The following is a 20,254-nucleotide window of genomic DNA, read 5'->3' as shown; positions in this document are numbered from 1 at the left end:
GGTCTCGATGATTACTCGAGTTCTCGTCGCCAACCGTGGCGAGATCGCCCGCCGCGTCTTTGCCACCTGCCGCCGGCTCGGAATTGCCACAGTGGCCGTCTACACCGACCCCGACGCACAGTCACCCCACGTCGCTGAGGCCGACGCCCGGGTGCGACTCGACGGTAGTTCGGGCTACCTCGACGCCGCCCAGTTGATCGCGGCAGCGAAGGCGTCGGGCGCCGACGCCATCCACCCCGGCTACGGGTTCCTTTCCGAAAACCCCGATTTCGCCAGCGCCGTCATCGACGCGGGGCTGACCTGGATAGGGCCGCCGGTGGCCGCCATCGCGTCAATGGGCTCCAAAATCGAGGCCAAGAAGATGATGGCCGCCGCTGGAGTTCCAGTTCTCGACGAACTCGACCCGGAGAAAGTCACTCAGGCCGAGCTGCCGGTGCTGGTGAAGGCATCGGCGGGTGGCGGAGGACGCGGCATGCGGGTCGTCACCGAGCTGTCCGAGCTGTCCGGCGAGGTGCAGGCCGCGAGCCGGGAAGCCCAATCGGCGTTTAGCGATCCGACGGTATTCTGCGAGCGCTATCTGCCCATCGGCCACCATGTCGAGGTGCAGGTGCTCGCCGACGAGCACGGCACGGTCTGGGCGGTCGGCGAGCGGGAGTGCTCCATTCAACGCCGGCACCAGAAGATCATCGAGGAAGCGCCCTCGCCCCTGGTTGAACGCGTTGCGGGCATGCGCGAAAGGCTGTTTGCGGCGGCCAGGCTGGCTGCGGGGGCAATCCGCTACACCGGGGCGGGCACGGTGGAGTTCCTCGCCGACGACGACGGCGAGTTCTACTTCCTCGAGATGAACACCCGGCTGCAGGTCGAGCACCCCGTCACCGAACTGACCACTGGCCTGGATCTAGTGGAGCTCCAACTGTCGGTAGCCGACGGTGAGCGACTCGACGCGGAGCCGCCCGCGGCCCACGGGCATTCCATCGAGGCCAGGATCTACGCCGAAGACCCGGCCCGTAGCTGGCAACCCCAGGCTGGCCACATTCATCGATTCGAGGTTCCCGGCGCAGGAACATCTTTCGGCCTGCTTACCGGCGTCGGCGTCCGGCTGGACTCCGGAATCGGCGACTCCTCGGCCGTATCGATCCACTATGACCCGATGCTGGCCAAAGTGATCTCGTACGCACCGACCCGGCGACGGGCTGCGCAGGTGCTCGCCGACGCGCTTGCCCGTACCCGCCTGCACGGTGTTCGCACCAATCGTGATCTGCTGGTCAACGTCCTTCGGCACCAGGCCTTTCTGGACGGCGCCACCGATACCGCGTTCTTCGACACCCACGGGTTGACCGAGCTGGCCCGACCGCTGGCCGACGCCCGGACAACCCGGTTGGCGGCCGTGGCTGCCGCACTGGCCGACGCCGCCGATAATCGCGCCACGGCCACGGTGCTGGGCGACATCCCGAGCGGCTGGCGCAATGTCGTATCGGGAAACCAACACAAGACCTACCTGGACGCCACCGAGCACGAGCACCACGTCTCCTATCGGTTGACCCGCGATGGCCTGGTACTGCCCGACGACGACGGCGTGACACTTGTGTCGGCACTGCCGGGCCAAGTGGTGCTCGCCGACGGTGGCGGGGTGGCTACGGCGTACGCGATAAGCCGCTATGGCACCGATATTTTCGTCGACTCACCGCTGGGTGCGGTGCAGCTGACTGCCGCACCGAGGTTCCCCGAGCCGGGCTCGACAGTCGAGAAGGGATCGCTGCTGGCACCGATGCCTGGCGCGGTGATCCGGCTCGGCGCGGCACTGGGCGACACGGTCACACTGGGCCAGCCGCTGGTCTGGCTGGAAGCGATGAAGATGGAACACACCATCACCGCCCCTGCCGATGGTGTGGTGACCCAACTCGACGTCTGCGTCGGCCAGCAGGTCGACGTGGGGACGGTCCTTGCCCGGGTGGAGAACGAAAACAACACAGAAGGAGAGCTGTGACCGTCTTGAAGAGCGACACCGGCTTCATCGAGAGCGCCGAACGACAGGAGTTGCGTAAGGCGGTCGCGGCGCTGGCGTCGAGCTACGGCCAGGAGTACTACCTGGCGAAGGCACGCGCCGGCGAGTACACCGACGAATTATGGTCCGAGGCAGGAAAACTCGGCTTCATCGGGGTCAACCTGCCCGAGGAATACGGTGGCGGCGGTGCGGGCATGTACGAGTTGTCGCTGGTCATGGACGAGATGGCGGCAGGCGGTTGTTCACTGCTGATGATGGTCGTTTCACCGGCCATCAACGGCACGATCATCAGCAAGTTCGGCACCGACGAGCAGAAGCAGCGCTGGCTGCCCGGAATCGCCGACGGTTCGATCACCATGGCGTTCGCCATCACCGAACCCGACGCGGGTTCGAACTCGCACCGCATCACCACCACCGCGCGCCGAGACGGCAGCGACTGGATCCTGTCGGGTGCGAAGGTGTACATCTCAGGTGTCGATCAAGCTCAGGCGGTGCTTGTCGTGGGCCGGATGGAAGACGCCAAGACCGGCAACCTGAAGCCGGCGCTGTTCATCGTGCCCACCGACGCCCCGGGGTTCACGTTCACCAAGATCGACATGGAGATCGTCAGCCCGGAGAACCAATTCTCGCTGTTCATCGACGACGTCCGCCTGCCGGCCGACGCCCTGGTGGGCTCGGAGGACGCCGCGATCGCGCAACTCTTTGCGGGGCTGAATCCGGAACGGATCATGGGTGCCGCCAACGCGATTGGTGTTGGTCGCTTCGCGGTCAGCAGGGCAACCGACTACGTGAAGACTCGCCAGGTGTGGAAGACGCCGATCGGCGCCCACCAGGGCATCGCTCATCCGTTGGCGCAGAACCACATCGAGCTTGAACTGGCCAGACTGATGATGCAGAAGGCGGCCACGCTGTACGACCACGGCGACGATTTGGGTTGTGCCGAGGCGGCGAATATGGCCAAGTACGCCGCGGGCGAGGCGTCGACCAGGGCCGTCGACCAGGCCGTGCAATCCCTCGGCGGCAACGGGCTGACCAAGGAATACGGCGTCGCATCGATGCTGACCGCTTCGCGGCTCGCACGTATCGCCCCGGTGAGCCGCGAGATGATTCTGAACTTCGTCGCCCAGACTTCGCTGGGCCTGCCGCGGTCGTACTGAGAAGCGGCGGGCAGGAGCGAAGCGACATGGGGAATGACATGCGGCGGGCAGGAGCGAAGCGACATGGGAAATGACATGACCCCACTGGTCACCTATGCCGTCGACGGTCACGTCGCCCGGTTGACGCTGGACTCACCGGACAACCGCAATGCGCTGTCCACCCGGCTGGTGGAGCAGCTGCACTCTGGGCTGAGGGATGCGGCCGCCGATCCCGCGGTGCGAACAGTGCTGCTCGGCCACACCGGCGGCACGTTCTGTGCCGGCGCCGATCTGAGCGAAGCATCCGACGGAGATCCGACGGAGTCCACCGTCGCCCGGGCTCGTGAACTGGCTTTCACGCTGCGCGCGATCGTTGAGTCGCCGGTGCCGGTGGTGGCGGCCATCGACGGCCATGTCCGTGCCGGCGGGTTAGGCCTGGTCGGAGCCTGCGACATCGTGGTCGCGGGCCCGCGCAGCACGTTTGCGCTCACCGAGGCGCGCATCGGAGTGGCACCAGCCATCATCTCCCTGACGCTGCTGCCGAAGATGTCGCCCCGCGCGGCCGCCCGCTACTACCTGACGGGTGAGACGTTCACCGCGGCTACCGCCGCCGAGATCGGGCTGATCACTCTTGCCTCCGACGACATCGAAGCCACGGTAGCCGGGATCGTGGCCGACCTTGGCCGGGGATCACCCCAGGGCCTCGCCGCATCAAAAGCCCTGACCACGGCCGATGTGCTGGCCAGATTCGACCGAGACGCCGAGCGGTTGGCAAAGGAATCGGCGCGGTTGTTCGTCTCCGAGGAAGCGCGGGAAGGGATGCTGGCGTTCCTGGAGAAACGCCCACCCCGCTGGCTGCGATAACACCACTGTGAGAGATCAGCGAACACTCTTGCGGTTGCCATCCAGAGTCGTACCCTCGTAGGCGATGAGCAATTTGACACCACGGGACGCGACGACGCGGGCCGCTGACACGGATCGCATCCAGGTTGCTCAGCTGCTCACCGAGGCCGCGTCCAGGGGACGTCTGCAACTCGGCGAGTACGAGCAGCGGCTGACGAAGGCCTATGCCGCGCAGACCTATGAGGAACTGGATCGCCTCACCGAAGACTTGCCGGAAGCCGACACATCGCACCGGCGCGGCGCATCCAAACCGGCGCCGAAGACCCTGTTGCTGGCCATCTTGAGCGGCTTCGAACGCCGCGGCCGATGGAATGTGCCGGGCCGGATCACGACGTTCACCTTGTTCGGCGGCGGTGTCGTCGACCTGCGCTACGCGGACTTCACCTCAGCCACCGTGGAGATCCACGCGTACTCCATCATGGGCGGGCAGACCATCCTGCTGCCGCCCGAGATCAACCTGGAAGTCCACGGGCTCGGCGTGATGGGCGGTTTTGACCACAACGTCGACGGCACAGGTACGCCCGGCGCACCGAAGGTCACCATCCGGGGCTTCTCGTTGTGGGGCGGGGTGGGCGTCAAACGAAAGAACCGCAAGCCTGGCGGTTCCGAGCAACAAGCTCGCTAGCCGACCCGACCCACACAAGACTTCGGCCCCTTCCATTCCGGAAGGGGCCGAAGTCTTGTTGATGGTCTGCTACTTGGCGCTGCCGCCCGTGCTGGAGCCGCCCGAATCGCTCCCCGAGCTGGAGCTGCTCGAGTCGCTCGAGGAGCTCGACTTGGTCTTCTTGCCACCGCTGAGCGCATCCGAGATCTGCTTGCCGATCTTGGCGAGCGGGTTCTGCGGCTTGGCCGGCTTGGTCGTCGTCTTCGGGGTGGTCGTCGTCGCGGGCTTCGCCGACGATGCGACACCGGTGGAGGTGCTGCTTCCGGTCGAAGAACCGTCGGTCGAGGAACCGTCAGTCGACGAACCTTCAGTCGAGGAGCCCTCGGTCGAGGACGTGCCCTCGGTCGAGGAACCTTCGGTGGCCGAGGTGCCCTCGGTCGAGGTCGTGGTCCCCGTGGACTCGGTCTTGACCTCGGCAGCCGCCGCCGTCTTGGAGCTCGCCTTCGCCGCCGCCGATGCGGTGGTGGACGAGGTCGCGGACGTGACAGCGCCCTCGACATCCTTGACGACCGTCTCGATCGCGGCCGCTGCCGCGCTCGAGGCACCACTCAACGAGGTGAGGGCCGCGGCCGAGGGCAGGTTGTCCGAGATCGACGTCGAGATGTAGGCGAAGATGGCCGCCAGCCCGTTGGTGCTGTAGGCGAACCCGGTGCCTGTGGTGGAGTTATAGTCCGGCGTCTGGCCGTAGAAGAACAGGCCGGCCAGGTATCCCTGCCCAAGCTTGACCGGACCGATGTTGAATTGCGGCACCAACTGAGTCGCGGAGGCGACGATCGAGTTGATGACGTTCGGGACGCCGTAGTAGAACACCGACTGCGCGGCCTGGAAGATTGGCGAGCTGGTACCGAACAGCTCACCGGCGGCCACGTAAGGCAACGAGGGCGCGCCGATCTCGAAGTAGTAGTTGTCGAGGTCGAATCCGGGGACGAACGACTCCACGGCGTTGTCGACCAGGTAGTACAAGACACCCGCGGCGCCGGAGACGTAAACATCACTCACGCCCGGGTAGTAGGTGTTGGTGCTGGTGATGTAGCCACCCCAGCCAAACCAGTAAGCGTCGTTGATGCCCTGAAGGGTGATGTCGGTGATCGCCGTCAGCTCAACCTGGGCTGTCGACAACTTCAGCGGAGTGGGTGCCCCGACCGCGAGGTCGTGGGTCGGCACGAGTGCCGGTGTCGCGGCGACGATGGCAGCGGCGCTGGCCAGTGCCGCGCCGGTCATCAGGAAAGGCCGAGTTCGTGACGCCATTGCTAGTTCCCCTTGTTGGTGCGGTTCGCCAGGGTCGTGACGAACTCGATGCTTTGCTGATGCAAATCTTAGAAGATCCTGATAGATACTAGGGGGCTGTTTGCCCTTCAGCAAGCGGAACGAGTGAAATCCACCGCCTTCAAAATTCGCATCAGTCACACCAATCACGCCCGGTCGACAGGTGTCGAGTAGCCGGTTCACAGCGTTGTAACGCCCGCGTAAATACTATCCGGCACGTGTTCGCTAGGGCCCCATACCGGAGAACGTTGACGTCAATAATATCCGGGTTTGCCACGCGCTTTTGCGCTCCGAATAGCAGGCCGCCAAGCACGCATTCGCCGAAAAGATTTGCTGAACGCTCGCCACTCTCGGCTCAGCGACGGCGACGACGCGACCTCAAGTAGTCGCCGACGACCGCCGCGCCCAACCCGTCCAGGTCGGGAACAACGACTCGGCCTTCCACCCGTCGAGCAACCTGGTCGATGAACTTCGCCAGACCCGGATCGTTTCCGAGCCGGAAGATCGTCACCTGCGCTCCGAGGCGGGCGACCTCGTCGAATCCGCGCACGGTGTGCGCGACGGTCCGCGGATGCGGTGGGTAGTCGAAAAATACCGACGAGCCCTGGCCATCGAAATCTTCCAGGTGCGCGGTCGGCTCACCATCGGTGACCACCAGCACCACCGGCTGGGCATTGGGATGGCGACGCAGGTGTCGCACCGCCAGGGCCAGCGCATGGTGCAGGTTGGTGCCCTGCTCGTAGACGCCTTCGAGTCCGGTCAGCTCGGCCGCGGTCACCGTCCGGGCGTAGCGGCCGAAGGCGACGATCTGGAGTGCATCGGATCGGAATCGCGTGCTCACCAGGTGGTTGAGCGCCAGCGCGGTCTGCTTCATCGGCAGCCACCGGTTCTCCATCACCATCGAGAACGAGGTATCGACCAGCAGAGCCACCGCGGCCTGGGTACGGGTCTCGGTCTCTGACACCTCGACGTCATCGACGGTGATCTGTAGCGGGCCGCCCAACGTGTCCGTGCCGGCCTGCCGCAGCACCGCGTTGGTCAGCGTGCGAGTGACGTTCCACGGCTCGGTATCGCCGAAAGCCCACGGCCGGGTCGCGCCGGTCAACTCACCGGCCGCACCGGCACGACGGGTATCCCGCTCACCGTGACGTCCCGAAAGTTGTTGGGCGACATCGCGAAGGGCGGTTTGGCCGAGTTGCCGCATTGCTTTCGGCGACAGCCGCCACTGCCCGTCCGAGCCCCGGTCCAGGAAGCCCTGATTCATCAGTGCGCGCTCCAGCTCGGCCAGTGTCCGCGCATCGATGGCGGCCTGATCACCCAACTGACGGGCCAGTGCGTCGAGATCGACATCATCCATGGTGGCCCCGGCGTAGCTCTGCGACAGCTGGTCGGCGAGCTGCTCGAGTTCGGCGATATCGGCGAGCGCTTGGGCCCCCTCCCCCATCCCCAGCGGGTTGTCGCCGGAGAACTCCGAGGAGCTGTTCCAGTCCTCTCCCGGCCGGGCTGCCTGTAGATGGGAATCCAGCCGGTTGAGCGCATCCATCAGTTGTGGCGAACCGAATGCCTGCTGTGCCAAGGCATCCAGTTCCGCGCGCTGGTCGGGGCTCAGGCTGTTACGGAACCTTTGGGCTGCTGCGGCCCGCTTGGCCAGCGAGTCAAGCAGCTCGTCGACATTCTTCGGGTTCTCCGGGAAATACTGGCCATGCTTGCGCATGAAGTTCTGAAAGTCTTGCGCGCTGTCCTCACCGCGAGAGTGCTTGTCCAGCAAGTCGTTAAGATCGTCGAGCATCTCGTTGACGGCTTGCCGATCCTCGTCGGTGGCGTTCTCCAGAGCCTGCTTCATCCCGGAGAACCGCTGATCGAGCATCTCCCGGCCGAGCAGATCCTTGATCTGCTCGTACTTCTGGCGCGCCTCGGGGCTGCGCCAGTTGTAGTCGGACAGCTCCTGGACGGCCTTGGCCGGCGACGGGGACAACGCTTCGATCTGCAGTTCGGCGAACCGGGCGTCGTCATCGAGCGCACGCGCCAGCTCCTTGCGCTCGGCAAGCACGGCTTCGTCGAGCAGTTGTTTGATCTCCTGCAGGGTGCCGTCAAGATTGTTGCGGTTCAACAGCTCTCGACGACGGCGGTTGACCTCCGCTGCGAGCCGATCGGCGCCCTTGGTGCCTTTGGTGCCACGGCGCAGCAGCTCGGACAGCGCCCGCCGCGGCGAGGTGCCCTCCATGACGTCCTGCCCGATCTGCTCGAGCGCATCGCGCAGATCCACCGGCGGGGCCAGCGGATCCGGCCCCCCGGTATAAGCCGCATACCTCGAGTCATGCGTGTGCGGGCGCTTAGCCATAGACGGTTTCGCCTTCTCCCGTCACCTTGTCGATGCGTTTGGCCAAATACAGTGCCTCCAGCGCCAATTCGAGGGCGGCGGCGCGCTCACCCTCGGTCTCGGCCTCCAGCCGTTTGGCAATCGTCTCGATCACCGGCAAGTCTGGCAGCGCGGCCAGCACATCCTTGGCCGACACCTGCTCGCCGGTCGTCACCGCCGAGCCACCCTCGACCGCGGACACCAGCGGGCCGACGTCGATGCCGCCGAGCACCCGCTGCGCGGTGTCGGCGGTGGCGCGGCGCAGCAGGTGTTCGAGCACCGCCTGCTCGCGGCCCTCCTCGCCGGACTCGAATTCCAGCTTGCCGCGCAGCACGTCGATCACAGTGCCGAGGTCGACCACCCGGGCCACCGGTTCGTCCTCACCCAGCACCGCGCCGCGATGCCGGGCCGACGCCGCGACGGTCTCGGCGGCCGCGATCGCGAACCGCGCCGACACGCCGGAACGCTGGTCGACGGAGTTGGACTCGCGCAGGTAGCGAGCGAAGCGGGCAATGATTTGCATCAGGTAAGTCGGAACCTGTGCGGACAGGTGCGCTTCCTGGGTGATGACGCCCACCTCGGCGTCGAGTTCACGCGGGTAGTGCGTGCGGATTTCAGCACCGAACCGGTCCTTCAGTGGGGTGATGATGCGCCCACGATTGGTGTAGTCCTCCGGGTTGGCGCTGGCGACCACCAGCACGTCCAGCGGCAGCCGCAGTGTGTAGCCGCGCACCTGGATGTCGCGTTCCTCCATCACGTTGAGCATCGAGACCTGAATGCGTTCGGCCAGGTCGGGCAGCTCGTTGACCGCGACGATGCCGCGGTGTGCCCGCGGGATCAGGCCGTAGGCGATGGTTTCCGGATCACCGAGGGAACGGCCTTCGGCGACCTTGATCGGATCGATGTCGCCGACCAGGTCCGCGACGCTGGTGTCCGGGGTGGCCAGCTTCTCGGTGTAGCGCTGGCTGCGGTGCCGCCACTCGACCGGCAGCGCATCACCGGAGTCGGCGGCCCGGCGGATCGACTGCGGGGTGATCGGGGTGTAGGGATGCTCACCGAGTTCCGACCCGGCGATCACCGGTGTCCACTCGTCAAGCAGGTTCTGCAACGACCGCAGCAGCCGGGTCTTGCCCTGACCGCGCTCGCCGAGCAGGACGAAGTCGTGTCCGGCGATCAGTGCCCGCTCCAGCTGTGGCAGGACGGTGTCCTCGAACCCGAAAATGCCTGGCCAGACCTCATCGCCTTCGGCCAGCGCGGTGAGGAGGTTCTCCCGGATCTCCTGCTTGACGCTGCGCTCCCGATGTCCGGAAGCGCGCAGTTCGCCGACAGTGCGGGGGAGGTTGTCAGGTGAAGTCACCACTCCACGCTACGACTGCCGAGCCACTAGGGCATTACGCGGTCGGCGCAATGGCAATTATCGCTCAGTGTGCGAAGTGGCGAGCCCCGGTGAGGTAGAGCGTGATACCGGCCTTGGCGGCGGCTTCGGTGACCAGGTCGTCTCGCACCGAACCCCCAGGATGCACGACGGCCTTGACCCCGACTGCCGTCAGCGTCTCCAGCCCGTCTGGGAACGGGAAGAACGCATCGCTGGCCGCGACCGCACCGCGCACCCGGTCGCCACCGCGCTCGACCGCAAGCCGGGCGGCGTCGACCCGGTTGACCTGGCCCATGCCCACACCGACGGTCGCTCCGTCGGCGGCCACCACGATCGCATTCGACTTCACCGCGCGGCACGTGCGCCAGGCGAACTGCAGGTCGCGCAGGGTGGCCGCATCCGCCGGTGTTCCGGTGGCCAGCGTCCAGTTGGCCGGATCGTCACCGGGCGCGTTGAGCGCGTCGCGCTCTTGAATCAACAGACCACCGCTGATCTGGCGCAGCTCCACCCCGTCGACCGGCGGCTCGGACGCGACCAGCACCCGAATATTCTTCTTGCGGGCCAAAATTTCCACCGCTCCGGGTTCGTAGGCCGGCGCGATGATCACCTCGGTGAAGATCTCCGAAACGAACTCGGCCATCTCCACAGTGACCTCGGAGTTGGCGGCGATCACGCCACCGAAGGCGCTCAGCGGATCGCATTCGTGAGCCTTGCGGTGCGCGTCGGCCACTGAGACCGACGAGATCGCGATGCCACACGGGTTAGCGTGCTTGATGATCGCCACGCAGGTCTGCTCGTGGTCGAAGGCCGCCCGCCAGGCCGCGTCGGCGTCGGTGAAGTTGTTGTAGGACATCTCTTTTCCGTGCAACTGCTCGGCCTGCGCCAGACCCGGCCAACCACCGTCGTCGCTGTAGAGCGCAGCCTGCTGATGCGGGTTCTCGCCGTAGCGCAGCTGCGAGGTGCGGCGCCAGGTGCGCCCGAACCATGGCGGCAGGAGTCTCCCCCCATCGTCTTCTGCGGGGGCCAGCACCGAACCCATCCAGCTGGCCACTGCGACGTCGTATTCGGCGGTGTGCCGAAAAGCCAGCGCCGCCAACTTCTGCCGCTCGGCCAGGGTGAAGCCGCCGGCCCGCACGGCGGCCAGCACACCGTCGTAGCCGAGTGGATCGACGACGACGGCGACGCTGGCGTGGTTCTTGGCCGACGCGCGCACCATCGAGGGCCCACCGATGTCGATCTGCTCGACGCACTCGTCGACTTCGGCGCCCGAGTCCACCGTCTCGGTGAATGGGTAGAGGTTGACCACGACGAGATCGAACGGCTCGATCTTGAGCTCCTCGAGCGCCCGCATATGCGCAGGGTTGCGGGTGTCGGCGAGCAAGCCGGCATGGATGTGCGGGTGCAGGGTCTTGACCCGGCCGTCGAGCACCTCGGGGAAGCCGGTGACGAACTCCACGGGGGTCACCGGAATGCCTTTATCAGCAATCGTTTTGGCTGTAGACCCGGTCGAGACGATGTCCACGCCCGCTTCGTGCAGACCTTGAGCGAGCGGAATGAGTCCGCTCTTGTCGTACACGCTGATCAGCGCGCGCCGGATCGGCCTCTTCGAAATCAATGTCCCCGCGGTCATCCTATGGTCGCCTTTCTGCCACTCCAGGTCACGCCACGCGTCGCCAGCGCGGCCAGTACGTCCACCAACAGCCGTCGTTCCACGACCTTGATGCGTTCGTGCAAGGTGTCTTCGTCGTCACCGTCGAGGATCGCGACCGCCTCCTGGGCCAGGATGGGTCCGGTATCCACGCCGGCATCCACCAGGTGCACGGTGCACCCGGTGATCCTGACCCCGTAGGCCAGCGCATCGGGTACGGCATGTGCGCCGGGAAAGGCCGGCAGCAGCGCCGGATGAGTATTGACGACACGGCCGAGAAAGCGCGAAAGAAACTCCGGCCCAAGTATTTTCATGAAACCGGCGGACACGATGAGGTCGGGGCTGTGCGCTTGCGTGGCATCGGTGATCGCGGCGTCCCAGGCGGTGCGATCGGGGTAATCCTTCAGACGCACGCAGAAGGTGGGGATCGACGCGGCCTGTGCGATGTCCACGGCCGGACAATCCCGGTCCACCCCGACAGCGACAACGCGCGCGGGATAGTCGCCGACGGCGGCCGTCAGCAGTGACCGCAGCAACGACCCGGTCCCCGACGCCAGGACGACGAGCCGTGCCGGCGCGCTCGGGGGGACGTAGATGGGCTGCTGCACGGCGATGAGCCTAGCGGGGCTTGCCGGTGGCGGCTGCCGCACGCCGAACGTTTCACCCACACGCGCGGTCAATGAGTTCGCGGCGAAAGGCATATTCCGACCACCTGACGTGCACTCCGATCGTGTCGATCGCCGGGCCCCAGCAGGCGCCGCCACCCAAAGACGCCACCGAACGGGAGGGGCACACCCGGCGTTGGCCACTGAAAACGATGATGGGCGGCGATGCCCTCGCGTGAAACCACTACGTACATCACGCAATTGCAACGTGCGGCCACCAGCCGCGACAAACTGTGCGCGCCTACCCCGACACATTGTCCATCGCGTAATCCCGCTCTGACCGGCGCGTTGAGCGGCGCATTCGGACTGGCTCGCCAAACTTCATGGCATGGTTTGCGAGTAGCTGGTAGTTTGCTGTGGACTGACGGATGGTCGGATCTGCAACGAGACTTGCGGGCCCAGGCGATCGCGTTGGTCTATCGGACAGCAGCGGGCAGGGGTATTTGCGCAGCCCGTTTCCGGAACTCACGGCAATGCCGCCGAGGAGGTTTTACGTGTTCAGGACACGAACTGCGTTCGCCGCAATACCGATCGCTCTCGCGATGGCGGTCGCCACCTGCGCAGTGGGCCACGCATCCCCTGACGTCGTCGGCAAGACCTTTGACGAAGCGAACTCGACCTTGCGTTCATGGGGTTACACCGCGCAGGTCGTCAACACGTTCGGAGCAAGGGTGGACCGGGGCAACTGCATCGTGACCCAACAGCACGACCGGCAGTCATCGAACGGTCGCGAGGCTTTGTTGGCCCTGAACTGCAACGCCCCGGTCGCGGCCCCTGGCGTGCCAGGGAACTCGGCGGCCAGCCCGGCTGGCCGAACAGCAGCCGCAGCGGCGGTGCCCCGGGTACTCAAGGCCCGAATCGAAGAATCCCTGGTGAGCCAGCTCGCGACGAGCCCCGGCCCGGCCTGGGCACAATGCTCCGGGGACCTGATCGGGACGGTCGACAGCAGCATCGACTGCACCGCGCTGGCCAACCAGGAAAAGCACTCGTATCGGCTGACGGTCACCGATACCGAGGACGGCAGGATCAGCTACAACATCAGCCCGCTGACGTAACGCTGCGCGAGCGCCCTTAGCTCAACGATCGGGCGGTCCGGTCTCGATGTCATCATCGACGATCATCAAATCCTCGACGTCCTCGAGGTCGGGCGCCGGCCGAACCGGCGGTGCCGGCGCCGACGGCATCAGCTCGGGCTCGGGGTCTGGCTGGAGTTCAGGCTCGGGCTCGTCGGCCAGCGGCAGTATCGGCGTGGTCAGTGCTTCGTCGTTGTCCTCGAACTCCGGCTCGTCGGCGACTACCAGCGCGGCTGGCTTCACTCGCTTGGGGCGACGCAGGACTCCGCCGGTCATCACGACCGTGACGGCCCCGATGACGAAGAACCAGAAGAACGCCGCAGGTCCGAATGTGGCCTGGTCAACCCCGATCTCACCGAAATTGCCCAGCCGTCCGCCGCCGGCGTAGCCCAGGACCACCATCGTGACAGCCGCCAGCAACGATGCGACGGCGAGTTTGGCCATCGCGGCCGGCCAGGGCAGCGGCCTAGTGGCGCACTGCTGACCCACCGCGACCCCGGAGGCCGCGCCGACGATCAGCAGCGCCACCCAGACCGGGCCAAGCGGTGGCGTGGGCACCGCAGCCAGGATCGGCAGCGCGGGGATATCCCCGCCGAACACGGTGAATGAGCTGAAGGTCGCAAAGCCGATGTGGGCACTGGAACCGACCGCCACCGCCGATGTCCCGATGATCACATTGGGCACATACAACGCCGACAACAGCGTGAGGCTGAGCTGACCGAACAGCGAATCCGTCACCGCGTACAGCTCGTGCATGGTGCCCCAGTGCACGACCAGCGACACGGCGGTGACCGCACCGGACAGCCCCAGTAGCGCCAGCAGGCCTGCCGTCGCGGCGCGAACGGTGTCGCCGAGCCAGAGGGGCAGCCGCAGGGCGCGCAGCGCGCGCCACCCGACCTGTGACCCCACCCCGATCAGCGCGCCGATGGCATGCACGGCCAACACGCCGGAGAAGGCACGCAGCGCGCTCGGCGTCTGCAACTCGGTGATCACCGATGAGGCGTCGTGAATGACGGCAAGTGCGATCGCGGCGAACAGCATCGGACCACCCAGCGCCGAGGCCACGATCCAGCGGGTCACGAACCAGGAGGCCCGCGGCGAAGTCGCACGCGCCGTGGTGCGCGCAGTACCCCAGATCATCAGCAGCACCGGCAGCAGTGGCAGCGCCGCCAGCTGGTGCCCGGCGATCGAGACGGGCACCTGGTGCACGGCCAGCCACATGCTGGCAATGGCACCGAGAGTGCCCGTCATATCGCTGTTGGCGATGACGAGCTGCAGCAGTGTCACCGCCGCGATCACCACCAGCGCCACCAGCGACGGGCCGAATGCGACCCGAACCAGGTCACGTGCCTGGCGCGCCCCGACTGGTCGCGTGTCCTCCATCCGTGTCACTCGACGCGCCCGTCAGACATGTTGCGCGTCGAGCGCCCGGTTACGACGGGGTGGGACCCGATGACGGCGACGATGACGGCGCCTGAGGTTGATCCGGCTGCGCGGAGGGCTGCTGACCGGGCGACGGCGGGGGGCTGAAGCTCGGGAAACCGGTCGGCGGGGTGGGCGGACCGCTCTGCGGACCGAAACCACCGGTCGACGGGCCGGACGCGTAGCCGCCGCCGTACTGCGAGGGGTATCCCGGGCGGGGCGGGATACCCGGCGGCGGGCCCTGGGGGCCGGGCTGGCCGTAGTAGCCGCCGGGAGGAGGGCCGTACTGACCGAACTGGTCGTAGCGGGGTCGAGGTGCCGGAGCCGTGATGATTCCGGCTTCCAGCAGTAGCGCCGCCACCGCGGCGACGGTCTGCAGCAGGGCGAAGGCGATCATCACCCACAGTCCCCAACCGACGGAGAAGCCGGTCGGTTTGGCGACAACCTGGGCAATCGACGTCAGGAGCGCGATGGCCGATGCGGTGGCGATGACACCGCTGTAGTCCCGGGCCTTGGGCAGCAGGCTGGCCGCTGCCAACAGCGCGGCGACGAGCGTCGCGAGGACCGGGTAGCCGCCACCGCCGCCGCTGAGTTCGGCACCCCCGAAGGGCCCGAGTTCGGCCTTGATCGTGAGAATCGGCCCGAAGCTGGCCAGATAGGCAGCCAGGCCGAGCACGACAACCGCGACGTTCAGGTACAACGGCAGCTTGCTCGGTCCGGCCTCGGCGGATCCGAACGATGGCGCCGGAGCGCCGTAAGGACCGGGTGGCTGCGGCGGTGGGTAGCCCGGGTTTGTGGGCGGGTAAGTCATTGCCTCTCCTTCAGCCTTGTCACGCCGGCGCGTCCCCCGCGGCGCTGCGTCGGTTGTGGCTCGCGAACGGACCCACGGGCCCGGTTCGCACACCACGCTAGCGCACACCGCCGCGGCTGCCGTGACCATCGGCGTGTCACACAGCCAGTTGGCAAACGGCCGTGACGAGTCAGGCAGATGCCTGCAGCGGCGCCCCGATCGAATCGCTTTCGGCGGCTTCGATTTCGCGCACCAGCGGCAGCACACGGGCACCGAAGTACTCGATCTCCTCCTGGAAGTGCAGGAAGCCACCGAGGATGAGGTCCACACCACGCTTGCGGTATGCGGAGATGCGTTCGGCGATCTGCTCAGGTGTCCCGATCAGCTGAGTTCGGAATCCGTCGTTGTACTGAACCAGATCCTCGAACGTCGAATCGGCCCACATGCCGCGTTTGTCGGCGGTAGAACTGCCGGCCTGCTGCACCGCGGCGTGGAAACCCTCAACCGCGGGCCGGTTCGCCTTGGCGATGATCTCCCTGAGGACCTCTTTCGCTTCTCTTTCTGAGTCCCTGGCGATGATGAACCCGTTGAGCCCGAAGTTGACTTCCCGGCCCGCATCACGGGCATGGTCGCGGACCTCGACGAGCTGCTCGGTGACTCCGTCGAAATCCTTGCCGTTGGAGAAGTACCAGTCGGCGTAATAACCACCATTGCGCCGCGCGGCGGTCGAGTTACCGCCCTGAAAGATCTCGGGATTGGGCCGCTGCGGCGTGTTCAGCGGCTTGGGCTTGAGGGTGAAGTCGTGGATGCGGTAGAAGTCGCCGCGAAAGTCCACGTCGTCCTCGGTCCAGATCTTGCGCAGCACCTGCAGGAACTCGGCGCTGCGCCGGTAGCGTTCGTCGTGCTCCAGCCACGGCTCGCCCAGGTGGGTGAACTCGTCCTTGAACCAGCCCGAGACCACGTTGACGGCGAAGCGGCCACCCGAGAGGTGATCGGCGGTGGCGCCGAGCTTGGCCAGGACACCTGGCTGCCACAGGCCCGGGTGGACGGCGGCGATGAGCTTGAGGCGCTGGGTGGCCAGCAGCAGTGCCAGCGAGAAGCTGGTGGACTCATGCTGGAATTCAGCGCCGTAGCTCGCCTCGTAGCGGACCTGGGACAGCGCGTACTCGAAGCCGTTGTTCTCGGCGGTCTGCGCAAGCTTGACGTTGTAGTCGTAGTTCCAGTCGGTGCGCTGCTCGATGGTGCTGGTCACCAGGCCACCACTGACGTTGGGAACCCAGTAGGCAAATTTCACTTGGTCGGCGATGCGCTCGGTCGTCATGTTGGCCTATCGTCGTTGCGGTCTTCGCCAGGGTCACCCCTTTAACTCGCCCAGAGTGCAGGTGTTGTACGCCAATCGCGAGTGGGGAAGCCAACAACTGCAGTCTCGGCACAGCCCGCTGCGAGCAGCGCCGCCACGGCGCGGCGGACGACGCCTTCGGGTTGGTTCCGAAGGTGATTCGCGCTCACCCGAACCATGCGCCAGCCGAGGTCGGCGAAGAACTCGAGCCGGTCGATGTCACCCGCGTGTTGCGCCGGATCAGTCCAGTGTTGCGCGCCGTCGTATTCGACCCCGACTTTCCACTGCGGCCAGCCCAAATCGATCCGTCTGACAACGCGGCCGACGCTATCGCAGATCGGAATCTGGGTGACGGGCCGAGGGAGGCCGGCGCGTACGAGTAACAACCTCAACCTCGTCTCCTGCGGCGATTCCGCTCCACCGTCAGCGATTTCGAGGACACGACGTAGCCGCCGAATATGACGTGCGCCGGGGTTTCGGCGGGCGACCACAGCGACGTCATCGACACTGATGCCCGTCGCGGCCAGCACAGCGTCGACTCGGATCACTCCGACGGTGAACGCGCAGTTGCGCCCCAAGTCGTATGCGGTGCGCGCGGGCGTGGTGCAACTGATACCCCGCGTCGTACATAACTCGTCGTCTCTAAGCGCACCGGAATGCACGACGATGTCGGGAGGGCTGCGATGCTGGGCACGCACCAGTTCGGCAGGTCCGTCGTCGGGCATCCACCGGGCTCCCAATAGTGCGGCCGCCGAAACGCCCGCAACGCTGGCTCGCCTGCCCGACCACATCCAGGCAGCGATGGCCCGGTCATAGGCGGTGAGTTCGATACCGCGAGGCACATAGACATTGCGATGTACCTTGACGAATCGGCTGACCAACTCACGCCTGGTCACTGCCCCGACGGCAAGAGCCTCGTCGGCCATGATGAGCTTCGTCACGCCGACATCGTCGGCACCGCCAGTCTCCCCCGCTATTCACCGCTGTGGATCGTCGCCGAGACTGCAGATGATGTACGCAAATCGCGAGGACACATGCGAACAAGTGCAGTCTCGGCGACTGAAACGGCCCCTTGCTCGGGGGTAGGCAACCCGTTCTAATGCAGCCCATGGATTACGGGCTCGTTCTGTTCACCAGTGACCGTGGCATCGCCCCGGCGGCGGCGGCCAAACTCGCCGACGATCACGGTTTCAAGACCTTCTATGTGCCCGAACACACGCACATCCCGATCAAACGCGAAGCCGCCCACCCCACCACCGGTGACGAGTCGCTGCCCGACGACCGCTACATGCGAACGCTCGATCCGTGGGTCAGCCTTGGCGCCGCGTCGGCGGTGACCTCCAAAGTGCGGCTGTCCACCGCGGTGGCGCTGCCCGTCGAGCACGATCCCATTACGCTGGCGAAATCGATTGCGACCCTTGACCATCTGTCCGGTGGGCGGGTCAGTCTCGGGGTCGGCTTCGGCTGGAACACCGACGAACTGATGGACCACAACGTGCCACCGGGCCGCCGGCGCACGATGTTGCGCGAGTACATCGAGGCCATGCGCGAGCTGTGGACCAAGGAAGAAGCCGAATACGACGGTGAATTCGTCAAGTTCGGGCCGAGCTGGGCCTGGCCCAAGCCCGTCCAATCGCACATTCCGGTATTGGTCGGCGCGGCCGGCACCGAGAAGAATTTCAAGTGGATCGCCCGGAGCGCGGACGGCTGGATCACCACCCCACGCGACTTCGACATCGATGCGCCGGTGAAGCTGCTGCAGGACACCTGGGCGGCCGCCGGTCGCGACGGAGCCCCGCAGATCGTGGCGCTCGACTTCAAGCCGGTCCCAGAGAAATTGGCGCACTGGCGCGACATCGGGGTCACCGAGACACTGTTCGGATTGCCCGATAAATCAGCCGACGAGGTTGCCGCCTACGTGGAGCGGTTGGCGGGCAAGCTCGCTGCCATGGCCTGAGCCGCCGAAACTTTCCCGAAGCTATTCGGCGGCGGCACCGAGCATTCTGGCGGCGTACTCGCGCATCTCCACCTTGCGGATCTTGCCGGTGACCGTCATCGGAAATTCGTCGACGACGTGGACGTAGCGCGGGATCTTGTAGTGCGCCAGCCTGCCCGCGGCGAAGGATCGCACGGCGGCGGCATCGAGAGCGGGCCGTCCCGGTTTCATCCGGATCCAGGCGCAGACCTCTTCGCCGTATCGCACGTCAGGAACCCCGATGACCTGTGCGTCTTCGATATCGGGATGGGTGTAGAGAAACTCTTCGACCTCGCGCGGATAGATGTTCTCACCACCTCGGATCACCATGTCCTTGATGCGCCCGACGATGTCGCAATAGCCGTCTTCACGCATGACCGCTAAGTCGCCGGTATGCATCCAACCGTCGGAATCGACTGCTTCTGCGGTCTTCTCGGGGTCATCCCAATAGCCCAGCATCACCGAGTATCCGCGCGTACAGAATTCGCCCGGTTCTCCGCGCGGCACGGTGCGGCCACTGCCCGGATCGACGATCTTGATCTCCACGTGCGGGTGCACCCGCCCGATCGATGACGTCCTGCGCTCCAGATTGTCATCGATCAATGTCTGGCAGGACACCGGTGAGGTCTCCGTCATACCGTAGGCGATAGCAACCTGGGACATGTTCATGTCGTTGACACAGCGTTTCATCACCTCGACCGGGCACACGGAACCCGCCATGATGCCGGTCCGCAGCGTCGACAGGTCACGCCGAGTGAAGTCCGGATGATTCTGGAGAGCGATGAACATTGTCGGTACGCCGTAGAGCGCGGTACAGCGCTCATCCTCGATCGCCGCCAATGTGGCGGCGGGATCGAAGCCGGGCGCGGGGATCACCATCGTGGCGCCGTGGGTGGTGCAGCCAAGGCTGCCCATCACCATGCCGAAGCAATGGTAAAAGGGCACGGGTAAACACAGTCGGTCGGCGGGACCCAATCCGATGAGTTCGGTGGTGAAGAAGCCGTTGTTGACGATATTGCGATGTGACAGGGTGGCGCCTTTGGGAAAGCCCGTGGTGCCGGACGTGTACTGGATATTGACCGCTTCGGTGTCCACGAGTTGCGCAGCGTGAGCACGTAGTTGCTCCGCGTCGACCGAGCGCGCACCCGCGCGCACCACATCCCAATCCGGCGTCCCGATGAAAATGACATCGGTGAGGCCGGGAACCTCGCCACGAACCTGTTCGACCATCGCGACATAGTCAGAGGACTTGAACGACGTCGCCGCGATCAGGGTGCGTGTTCGGGAATGGTTGAGCACGTACGACAGTTCGTGCGTGCGGTATGCGGGATTGATGTTCACAAGAATCGCGCCGATCTTGGCCAACGCGTACTGTGCGATCGTCCACTGTGCGCAGTTGGGTGCCCAGATACCGACCCGGTCGCCTTTCTCGATCCCCCGTGCCATCAATCCTCGTGCCAGCACATCGATTTCGATGTTGAGTTCGGAATACGTATAGCGCAGGCCCTGGGCGACGTCGACGAGCGCCTCGACGTCGGGATGCCGCTGCGCAGTGCGCTCGAAGTTGGCTCCGATGGTCTCGTGGTGGATGGGCACGTCGACCGGCCCAGCGTCGTAGGACAGCTTCATTCAGT

General features: G+C 65.7%; 17 protein-coding genes. 7 read left to right on the top strand and 10 right to left on the bottom strand.

Going from position 1 to position 20,254, the window contains the following annotated elements; translation table 11 throughout:
- The first annotated feature begins 7 nt into the window (after window positions 1-7).
- The 4 genes from G6N38_RS16185 (at window position 8) to G6N38_RS16170 (ending at window position 4,669) form a co-directional block, all read left to right on the top strand.
- Window positions 8-1,987 carry an acetyl/propionyl/methylcrotonyl-CoA carboxylase subunit alpha gene (locus tag G6N38_RS16185; RefSeq protein WP_163749139.1) on the top strand — a complete coding sequence of 660 codons (1,980 nt, stop codon included), beginning with the start codon at window positions 8-10 and terminating at the stop codon, window positions 1,985-1,987.
- The gene (locus tag G6N38_RS16180) at window positions 1,984-3,162 is read left to right on the top strand and encodes an acyl-CoA dehydrogenase family protein (RefSeq protein ID WP_179968398.1); all 1,179 of its coding nucleotides are present in this window, start codon (window positions 1,984-1,986) and stop codon (window positions 3,160-3,162) included. The genes G6N38_RS16185 and G6N38_RS16180 overlap by 4 nt, the downstream gene beginning before the upstream one ends.
- Before the next feature lie 75 nt (window positions 3,163-3,237).
- On the top strand, window positions 3,238-4,005 hold the full coding sequence (locus G6N38_RS16175; protein ID WP_163749137.1) for an enoyl-CoA hydratase family protein: 768 nt from the start codon (window positions 3,238-3,240) through the stop codon (window positions 4,003-4,005).
- Between the two features lie 64 nt (window positions 4,006-4,069).
- The gene (locus G6N38_RS16170) at window positions 4,070-4,669 is read left to right on the top strand and encodes a DUF1707 SHOCT-like domain-containing protein (protein WP_163749135.1); all 600 of its coding nucleotides are present in this window, start codon (window positions 4,070-4,072) and stop codon (window positions 4,667-4,669) included.
- Between the two features lie 69 nt (window positions 4,670-4,738).
- Here the strand turns inward: G6N38_RS16170 and G6N38_RS16165 are convergent, their stop codons facing one another.
- The 5 genes from G6N38_RS16165 to purN all read right to left on the bottom strand — a co-directional run bounded on the left by G6N38_RS16165 (window position 4,739) and on the right by purN (window position 11,964).
- A complete protein-coding gene (locus G6N38_RS16165; protein ID WP_163749133.1) occupies window positions 4,739-5,956 on the bottom strand; it encodes a hypothetical protein in 1,218 nt (405 codons plus the stop codon).
- Between the two features lie 373 nt (window positions 5,957-6,329).
- Window positions 6,330-8,315, bottom strand: a complete 1,986-nt coding sequence (locus tag G6N38_RS16160; RefSeq protein ID WP_163749131.1) for a vWA domain-containing protein — start codon at window positions 8,313-8,315, stop codon at window positions 6,330-6,332.
- Window positions 8,308-9,693, bottom strand: a complete 1,386-nt coding sequence (locus tag G6N38_RS16155; RefSeq protein WP_179968396.1) for a sigma 54-interacting transcriptional regulator — start codon at window positions 9,691-9,693, stop codon at window positions 8,308-8,310. The genes G6N38_RS16160 and G6N38_RS16155 overlap by 8 nt, the downstream gene beginning before the upstream one ends.
- A 61-nt stretch (window positions 9,694-9,754) precedes the next feature.
- A complete protein-coding gene (purH, locus tag G6N38_RS16150) occupies window positions 9,755-11,338 on the bottom strand; it encodes a bifunctional phosphoribosylaminoimidazolecarboxamide formyltransferase/IMP cyclohydrolase (RefSeq protein WP_163749127.1) in 1,584 nt (527 codons plus the stop codon).
- A complete protein-coding gene (purN, locus tag G6N38_RS16145; protein WP_163749125.1) occupies window positions 11,335-11,964 on the bottom strand; it encodes a phosphoribosylglycinamide formyltransferase in 630 nt (209 codons plus the stop codon). The genes purH and purN overlap by 4 nt, the downstream gene beginning before the upstream one ends.
- Before the next feature lie 71 nt (window positions 11,965-12,035).
- On the opposite strand from purN, the gene G6N38_RS16140 reads away from it, so the two are divergent.
- Window positions 12,036-12,200 carry a hypothetical protein gene (locus G6N38_RS16140; RefSeq protein ID WP_163749123.1) on the top strand — a complete coding sequence of 55 codons (165 nt, stop codon included), beginning with the start codon at window positions 12,036-12,038 and terminating at the stop codon, window positions 12,198-12,200.
- Window positions 12,201-12,515: 315 nt separating this feature from the next.
- A complete protein-coding gene (locus G6N38_RS16135) occupies window positions 12,516-13,076 on the top strand; it encodes a PASTA domain-containing protein (protein ID WP_163749121.1) in 561 nt (186 codons plus the stop codon).
- A gap of 21 nt (window positions 13,077-13,097) precedes the next feature.
- Here G6N38_RS16135 and G6N38_RS16130 read toward each other — a convergent pair whose 3' ends face one another.
- From G6N38_RS16130 to G6N38_RS16115, 4 genes are all read right to left on the bottom strand, one after another.
- Window positions 13,098-14,477, bottom strand: coding sequence for a cell division protein PerM (locus G6N38_RS16130; RefSeq protein ID WP_163749120.1), 1,380 nt, complete (start codon window positions 14,475-14,477; stop codon window positions 13,098-13,100).
- Window positions 14,478-14,526: 49 nt separating this feature from the next.
- Window positions 14,527-15,327, bottom strand: coding sequence for a DUF5336 domain-containing protein (locus tag G6N38_RS16125; protein ID WP_163749118.1), 801 nt, complete (start codon window positions 15,325-15,327; stop codon window positions 14,527-14,529).
- A 169-nt stretch (window positions 15,328-15,496) separates the two neighbouring features.
- Window positions 15,497-16,627 carry a dimethylsulfone monooxygenase SfnG gene (gene sfnG, locus G6N38_RS16120; protein ID WP_163749116.1) on the bottom strand — a complete coding sequence of 377 codons (1,131 nt, stop codon included), beginning with the start codon at window positions 16,625-16,627 and terminating at the stop codon, window positions 15,497-15,499.
- Window positions 16,628-16,668: 41 nt separating this feature from the next.
- The gene (locus tag G6N38_RS16115) at window positions 16,669-17,586 is read right to left on the bottom strand and encodes an endonuclease domain-containing protein (RefSeq protein ID WP_163749114.1); all 918 of its coding nucleotides are present in this window, start codon (window positions 17,584-17,586) and stop codon (window positions 16,669-16,671) included.
- A 167-nt stretch (window positions 17,587-17,753) separates the two neighbouring features.
- Between G6N38_RS16115 and G6N38_RS16110 the strand changes: the two genes are divergently transcribed.
- Window positions 17,754-18,602, top strand: coding sequence for an LLM class F420-dependent oxidoreductase (locus G6N38_RS16110; RefSeq protein WP_163749112.1), 849 nt, complete (start codon window positions 17,754-17,756; stop codon window positions 18,600-18,602).
- Between the two features lie 21 nt (window positions 18,603-18,623).
- Here G6N38_RS16110 and G6N38_RS16105 read toward each other — a convergent pair whose 3' ends face one another.
- Window positions 18,624-20,249 carry an AMP-binding protein gene (locus tag G6N38_RS16105; protein ID WP_163749110.1) on the bottom strand — a complete coding sequence of 542 codons (1,626 nt, stop codon included), beginning with the start codon at window positions 20,247-20,249 and terminating at the stop codon, window positions 18,624-18,626.
- Window positions 20,250-20,254: the final 5 nt, after the last annotated feature.

It is taken from the genome of Mycolicibacterium helvum (assembly GCF_010731895.1).
GTDB lineage: Bacteria > Actinomycetota > Actinomycetes > Mycobacteriales > Mycobacteriaceae > Mycobacterium > Mycobacterium helvum.
The sequence above is the reverse complement of the archived record's forward strand: the minus strand, read 5'-3'. Positions and strand labels throughout refer to the sequence as shown.

Excerpts from the sequence above, each read along its gene's own strand:
- G6N38_RS16130 (WP_163749120.1), bottom strand. The coding sequence starts at position 14,477 with ATGGAGGACACGCGACCAGTCGGGGCGCGCCAGGCACGTGACCTGGTT.
- G6N38_RS16125 (WP_163749118.1), bottom strand. The coding sequence starts at position 15,327 with ATGACTTACCCGCCCACAAACCCGGGCTACCCACCGCCGCAGCCACCC.
- sfnG (WP_163749116.1), bottom strand. The coding sequence starts at position 16,627 with ATGACGACCGAGCGCATCGCCGACCAAGTGAAATTTGCCTACTGGGTT.
- G6N38_RS16140 (WP_163749123.1), top strand. The coding sequence starts at position 12,036 with ATGAGTTCGCGGCGAAAGGCATATTCCGACCACCTGACGTGCACTCCG.
- purH (WP_163749127.1), bottom strand. The coding sequence starts at position 11,338 with ATGACCGCGGGGACATTGATTTCGAAGAGGCCGATCCGGCGCGCGCTG.
- G6N38_RS16105 (WP_163749110.1), bottom strand. The coding sequence starts at position 20,249 with ATGAAGCTGTCCTACGACGCTGGGCCGGTCGACGTGCCCATCCACCAC.
- G6N38_RS16110 (WP_163749112.1), top strand. The coding sequence starts at position 17,754 with ATGGATTACGGGCTCGTTCTGTTCACCAGTGACCGTGGCATCGCCCCG.
- G6N38_RS16170 (WP_163749135.1), top strand. The coding sequence starts at position 4,070 with ATGAGCAATTTGACACCACGGGACGCGACGACGCGGGCCGCTGACACG.
- G6N38_RS16160 (WP_163749131.1), bottom strand. The coding sequence starts at position 8,315 with ATGGCTAAGCGCCCGCACACGCATGACTCGAGGTATGCGGCTTATACC.
- G6N38_RS16185 (WP_163749139.1), top strand. The coding sequence starts at position 8 with ATGATTACTCGAGTTCTCGTCGCCAACCGTGGCGAGATCGCCCGCCGC.
- G6N38_RS16165 (WP_163749133.1), bottom strand. The coding sequence starts at position 5,956 with ATGGCGTCACGAACTCGGCCTTTCCTGATGACCGGCGCGGCACTGGCC.
- G6N38_RS16175 (WP_163749137.1), top strand. The coding sequence starts at position 3,238 with ATGACCCCACTGGTCACCTATGCCGTCGACGGTCACGTCGCCCGGTTG.